Consider the following 6,683-nt stretch of genomic DNA (forward strand, 5'->3'; position numbering starts at 1 on the left):
CGCGCCTGGCGCACCGACACCCGCAAGCACCCCAGCCCCAACGCAGGTCCCGTGGAGGCCTCCTTCGCGGGCGCCCTCGGCGTGCGGCTGGGCGGGACGCTCTCCTACGGCGGCCGGGTCGAGCACCGGCCCGTGCTCAACGGCGCCGGACGCGCCGTCGCCGTACCGGACATCGACCGGGCCGTACGGCTGTCCCGGCGCGTCGGCTGGCTCGCGCTCGGGGTCAGTGTCGCCGGGCGGCTCCTTGTGAAGGGGCGGAAGTCATGAGCGGCGGCGGGCTGTTGGTGGCCGGTACCACCTCGGACGCCGGGAAGAGTGTCGTCACCGCCGGGATCTGCCGGTGGCTGGTGCGGCAGGGTGTGAAGGTGGCGCCGTTCAAGGCGCAGAACATGTCCCTGAATTCGTTCGTGACGCGCGAGGGTGCGGAGATCGGGCGGGCGCAGGCCATGCAGGCGCAGGCGTGCCGGATCGAGCCGACCGCGCTGATGAATCCCGTGCTGCTGAAGCCCGGCAGCGACCGCACCAGTCAAGTCGTCCTGATGGGCAGGCCTGTTGGCGAGATGAGTGCCCGTGGCTATCACGGTGGTCGGCAGGAGGCGCTGCTCGGGACCGTGCTGGACTGTCTCGCCGAGTTGCGGGGCACGTATGACGCGGTGATCTGTGAGGGGGCCGGTTCGCCCGCCGAGATCAATCTGCGGCGGACCGACATCGTGAACATGGGCATCGCGCGCAATGCCCAGTTGCCCGTGCTCGTGGTCGGCGATATCGACCGCGGGGGCGTCTTCGCCTCCTTCTTCGGGACCGTCGCGCTGCTCAGCCCCGAGGACCAGGCGTTCGTCGCCGGGTTCCTCGTCAACAAGTTCCGCGGCGATGTGTCGCTGCTGGAACCGGGGTTGGAGATGCTGCTCGGGCTCACCGGGCGCCGGACGTACGGCGTGCTGCCGTTCCGGCACGGGCTCGGCATCGACGAGGAGGACGGGCTGCGGATCTCGCTGCGCGGGACCGTGCGCGAGTCCAACACCGCGCCGCCGGTCGGCGAGGACGTGCTGCGGGTCGCCGTCTGCGCGGTCCCCCTCATGTCCAACTTCACCGACGTGGACGCGCTGGCCGCCGAACCGGGTGTGGTGGTGCGGTTCGTGGACCGGCCGGAGGAGTTGGCCGACGCCGACCTCGTCGTGATCCCCGGGACCCGGGGGACGGTGCAGGCACTGGAGTGGCTGCGGGAACGGGGACTCGCGGACGCCCTCGTCCGTCGCGCTTCGGAGCAGCGGCCGATCCTCGGCATCTGCGGCGGCTTCCAGATCCTCGGCGAGCACATCGAGGACGAGGTCGAGAGCCGGCGGGGGTCGGTCGACGGACTCGGGGTCCTGCCGCTGCGCGTGCGCTTCGCGCGCGAGAAGACCCTCACCCGGCCGGTGGGCGAAGCCCTCGGTGAACCGGTCGAGGGGTACGAGATCCACCACGGCGTCGCCCAACTCACGGGCGGGGACCGGTTCATCTCTGATGACAATGGACACAGTTTGGACGGCTGCCGGGTCGGCCAGACCTGGGGCACCCACTGGCACGGCTCGCTGGAGTCGGACGGGTTCCGGCGGGCGTTCCTGCGCGAGGTGGCCGCCGCCGCGGGGCGCCGGTTCGTACCGGCCGCCGACACCTCGTTCGCCGCGCTGCGCGAGGAGCAGCTCGACCGGCTCGGCGACCTGATCGAACAGCACGCGGACACGGACGCGCTGTGGCGGCTCATCGAGTCCGGCGCGCCACAAGGACTGCCTTTCATTCCACCGGGAGCGCCCGCATGAGCACAGTGTTGTTGTTGTCGACCGCCGACACGGATCTGCTGGCGGCGCGCGCCTCCGGCGCCGGGTATCGGATCGGCAACCCGAACCGGGTGGACGTCGCGGGCGAGTTGCCCGTGCTCGTCGAGGGCGCGGACGTCGCCGTCGTACGACTTCTCGGGGGCAAGCGTGCTTGGGAGGACGGGCTCGCGGCGCTGAAGGCGTCCGGGATTCCGACCGTGCTGCTCGGTGGGGAGACCGTTCCCGACGCCGAGTTGATGGCCGAGTCGTCGGTGCCGGCGGGTGTGGTGGCCGAGGCGCTCAGGTATCTCGTCGAGGGCGGGCCGGAGAACCTCGCCGAACTCGCCCGGTTCCTCTCGGACACCGTGCTGCTCACGGGCGAGGGCTTCGAAGCGCCGCAGGAGATGGCCGAGTTCGGCGTCCACGGCGAGCGTGCCTTCGTCGAGGGGCGACCGACCGTCGGCGTGCTCTTCTACCGAGCGCATCACCTCAGCGGCAACACCGCCTTCGTGGACACCCTCTGCGACCGGATCGAGGCGAAGGGCGCCAACGCCCTTGCCGTGTACTGCGGTTCACTGCGCGGCGCCGACTCCGGGCTGTACGAGATCCTCAGCAGGGCCGACGCACTCATCGCCACCGTCCTCGCCGCCGGCGGTACGCACGCCTCGCAGGCCTCGGCCGGCGGCGACGAGGAGGCATGGGACATCGGCGCACTCGCCGACCTCAACGTGCCAGTGCTGCAAGGACTTTGCCTTACGTCGTCCAGGGCCACCTGGGACGACTCGGCCGCCGCCCTCTCCCCCATGGACGCCGCGATGCAGGTCGCGATCCCCGAGTTCGACGGACGGCTGATCACGGTCCCGTTCTCCTTCAAGGAACAGGGTCCGGACGACGTCCCGGTCTACGTCGCCGACCCCGAGCGGGCCGCGCGGGTCGCCGGAATCGCCGTACGGCACGCGAAGTTGAAGGACAAGCCGAACGCCGAGAAGAAGCTCGCGGTCGTCTTCACCGCCTATCCGACCAAGCACTCGCGCGTCGGCAACGCGGTCGGCCTCGACACGCCCGCCTCGGCGATCCGGGTACTGGACGCGTTGCGGGACGCCGGGTACGGGGTCGACGAACACCCTGACAACGGCGATGAGTTGATCCACCGGCTCATCAACGCCGGTGGCCACGACGTGGAGTGGCTGACGGAGGAGCAGCTGGCCGCCGCGCCCGCGCGAGTACCGCTCGCCGACTACCAGGCGTGGTTCGACAAGCTCGAACCGGACCTCAGGCAGGGCATGTTGGACGCGTGGGGCGAGCCGCCCGGCAACCTCTACGTCGACGGCGACGACATCGTGCTCGCCTCCCTGCAGTTCGGGAACGTCGTCGTGATGATCCAGCCGCCGCGCGGCTTCGGCGAGAACCCGATCGCGATCTACCACGACCCCGACATGCCGCCGTCGCACCACTACATGGCGGCGTACAGGTGGTTGGACAACTCGTTCGGCGCGGACGCGATCATCCACATGGGCAAGCACGGCACCATGGAATGGCTGCCCGGCAAGGGACTTGGGCTCAGCAGCGGCTGCGCGCCCGACGCCGTGCTCGGTGAACTCCCCCTGATCTACCCGTTCATCGTCAACGACCCCGGCGAGGGCACACAGGCCAAGCGGCGCGGTCACGCCACGGTCGTCGACCACCTCGTACCGCCCATGGCGCGTGCCGACACGTACGGCGACCTGGCGAAGCTGGAGCAACTCCTCGACGAGTACGCCCTCGTGTCCGATCTGGACCCTACGAAGGCACCGGCCGTGCGCGCGCAGATCTGGACGCTGGTGAAGGCGGCCGAGCTGCACCACGACCTGCATGTGGACGACCAGCCGGACGACGCGGCGTTCGACGAGTTCGTGATGCACATCGACGGCTATCTGTGCGAGATCAAGGACGTGCAGATCCGCGACGGACTGCACATCCTCGGCGGCGGCCCGGTCGGCGAGGCTCGGGTGAACCTCGTGCTGGCCGTGCTGCGCGCCTCGCAGGTGTGGGGCGGGCAGGCCAACGCGCTGCCGGGGCTGCGGGCCGCGTTGGCCGAGTATTTCGGGCTCAGCGAGAAGGAGTTGCTGGCCGAGCCGGGGGCGCCGGTGAAGGTGCCGGTGGAGTTGAGCGAGCTGGTCGACGGACCGGCCCGTTCGGCCGCCGACGCGATCGATCTGCTGGAGCAGCTGTGCCGCCGGTTCGCGGAGGGCATGGAGGCCCAGGAGTGGGACGTCACGACCGTCCCGGCTCTCGTCCGTGCCGTCGTCGGCGCCGAACTCCCGGCCGCCGTCGCGGTGTTGGAGTTCGCCTGCGACGAGGTCGTGCCCCGGCTCTCCCGCACCACCGACGAGATCGACCACATCCTGCTCGCGCTCGACGGGGGTTACGTCCCGGCGGGTCCGTCGGGCTCCCCGACCCGTGGACTGGTCAACGTCCTGCCGACCGGCCGGAACTTCTACTCGGTCGACCCCAAGGCGATTCCGTCCAGGCTGAGTTGGGAGGTCGGGCAGTCGCTGGCCGACTCGCTCGTGCAGCGGTACGTCCAGGACAACGGCGAGTTCCCCAAGTCCGTGGGCCTCACGGTCTGGGGCACATCGGCGATGCGCACCCAGGGCGACGACATCGCGGAGATTCTGGCGCTGCTGGGCTGCCGTCCGGTCTGGGACGACGCCTCGCGCCGGGTGACCGGCTTCGAGATCGTGCCCGTCACGGAGCTGGGCCGGCCACGCATCGACGTCACGGTGCGGATCTCCGGCTTCTTCCGGGACGCGTTCCCGCACGTCGTCGGGCTGATCGACGACGCGGTACGGGCGGTGGCCGAACTGGAGGAGCCCCCGGAGTCCAACTACGTCCGCAAGCACGCCGACGAGGACACCGCCGAGCACGGCGACCGGCGCCGGGCCACGGCCCGTATCTTCGGCTCCAAGCCGGGCGCGTACGGCGCCGGGTTGCTGCCGCTGATCGACGCGCGCAACTGGCGCAGCGACGCCGACCTCGCCGAGGTGTATGCCGTGTGGGGTGGTTACGCGTACGGGCGCGGGCTGGACGGGCAGGCGGCGCGCGGCGACATGGAGACGGCGTTCAAGCGAATTGCCGTAGCAGCCAAGAACGTTGACACCCGCGAGCACGATCTCGTCGACGCGGACGACTACTTCCAGTACCACGGCGGCATGGTCGCCATGGTCCGCCATCTGACGGGCACCAGCCCCGAGGCGTACGTGGGCGACTCCGCGACCCCGGACCAGGTGAAGACACGCACGCTGGGCGAGGAGACGCACCGGGTCTTCCGGGCGCGGGTCGTCAACCCCCGCTGGATGGCGGCGATGCGGCGGCACGGCTACAAGGGCGCCTTCGAGATGGCGGCGACCGTCGACTACCTCTTCGGCTACGACGCGACGGCCGGGGTCGTCGACGACTGGATGTACGAGAAGCTCAGCGCGGAGTACGTCTTCGACCCGGAGAACCGGGACTTCATGAAGAAGTCCAACCCGTGGGCGCTGCGCGGCATCACGGAACGGCTCCTCGAAGCGGCCGAGCGCGGTCTGTGGGCCGAGCCGGACGCGGACACGCTGGAACGACTGCGGGCCACCTACCTGGAGCTCGAAGGCGACCTGGAGGGCGACGACCAGTGACAACTCCCTTTCCGTTCACGGCCGTTGTCGGCCAGGACGACCTGCGGCTCGCGCTGCTGCTGAACGCCGTGTCGCCGACGGTCGGCGGTGTGCTCGTGCGCGGCGAGAAGGGCACCGCCAAGTCGACGGCCGTGCGCGCTCTTTCGGCGCTGCTGCCGGAGGTCGCCGTCGTCGCCGGGTGCCGTTTCTCCTGCGACCCGGCCGCGCCCGACCCGGCCTGCCCGGACGGACCGCACGAGCCCGGACCCGGCACCCAACGCCCGGCCCGCATGGTCGAGTTGCCGGTCGGCGCCTCCGAGGACCGGCTCGTCGGCGCGCTCGACATCGAGCGGGCACTCGCCGAGGGCGTCAAGGCCTTCGAGCCGGGCCTGCTGGCCGACGCGCACCGGGGGATCCTGTACGTCGACGAGGTCAATCTCCTTCACGACCACCTCGTGGACCTCTTGCTGGACGCCGCCGCGATGGGCGCGTCGTACGTCGAACGCGAAGGCGTCTCCGTCCGGCACGCCGCCCGCTTCCTGCTCGTCGGCACCATGAACCCCGAAGAGGGCGAACTGCGACCGCAGTTGCTCGACCGGTTCGGGCTGACCGTGGAGGTCGCGGCCTCACGGGAACCCGATCAGCGGGTGGAGGTCGTGCGGCGCAGGCTGGCCTACGACGACGATCCGGCCGGTTTCACCGAGCGCTGGGCGGACGAGGAGTCCTCCGTACGGGCCCAGATCATCGCCGCGCGCACGCTGTTGCCTTCCGTGCGGCTGGGCGACGGGGCGCTGCGGCAGATCGCGGCGACCTGCGCCGCCTTCGAGGTCGACGGCATGCGCGCCGACATCGTGATGGCACGGACGGCGACCGCGCTGGCCGCCTGGGCCGGGCGGACCGATGTGCTCGCCGAGGACGTACGGCAGGCCGCACTGCTCGCGCTGCCGCACCGCAGGCGGCGAAATCCCTTCGACGCGCCGGGACTTGACGAGAACAAGCTCGACGACACGCTGGAGGAGTTCGCCGAACAGGAGCAGGAGCAGACGCAGGGGCCCGAGGACGACGACCCGGGGCCGGACGGTCCCGACGGCCCGGGTGGCGGCGGTGGGCAATCACCCGAGGACGACTCGGACGGTCCCCAGGGCGGTGACACGGCCGCGCAGCCCGAAGCCGGCGAGGGCGGTCAGCCGCAGGGCGCCGGGGAACAGCAGCCCGTACGCGCCTCCGAGCCCTTCCGCACCAAGGCGTTGAGCGT

4 protein-coding genes are annotated in these 6,683 nt (G+C 70.9%); all 4 read left to right on the forward strand.

The genetic code is table 11. The features are described 5' to 3' along the window. Positions 1-267, forward strand: a 267-nt coding sequence (locus tag R6V09_RS42335) for a cobalamin biosynthesis protein (RefSeq protein ID WP_317886808.1), incomplete at its 5' end; no start/stop codon positions are given. Beyond that, the gene (locus R6V09_RS42340) at positions 264-1,799 is read left to right on the forward strand and encodes a cobyric acid synthase (protein WP_317886809.1); all 1,536 of its coding nucleotides are present in this window, start codon (positions 264-266) and stop codon (positions 1,797-1,799) included. The genes R6V09_RS42335 and R6V09_RS42340, both read left to right, overlap by 4 nt. Further along, positions 1,796-5,449, forward strand: a complete 3,654-nt coding sequence (gene cobN, locus R6V09_RS42345) for a cobaltochelatase subunit CobN (RefSeq protein WP_317886810.1) — start codon at positions 1,796-1,798, stop codon at positions 5,447-5,449. Before R6V09_RS42340 ends, cobN begins: the two co-directional genes overlap by 4 nt. After that, positions 5,446-6,683 (forward strand): ATP-binding protein (locus R6V09_RS42350; RefSeq protein ID WP_317886811.1); only part of this gene is annotated, 1,238 nt, incomplete at its 3' end. The genes cobN and R6V09_RS42350, both read left to right, overlap by 4 nt.

This window comes from Streptomyces sp. W16, assembly GCF_033194735.1.
Lineage (GTDB): Bacteria > Actinomycetota > Actinomycetes > Streptomycetales > Streptomycetaceae > Streptomyces.

Excerpts from the sequence above, each read along its gene's own strand:
- R6V09_RS42340 (WP_317886809.1), top strand. The coding sequence starts at position 264 with ATGAGCGGCGGCGGGCTGTTGGTGGCCGGTACCACCTCGGACGCCGGG.
- cobN (WP_317886810.1), top strand. The coding sequence starts at position 1,796 with ATGAGCACAGTGTTGTTGTTGTCGACCGCCGACACGGATCTGCTGGCG.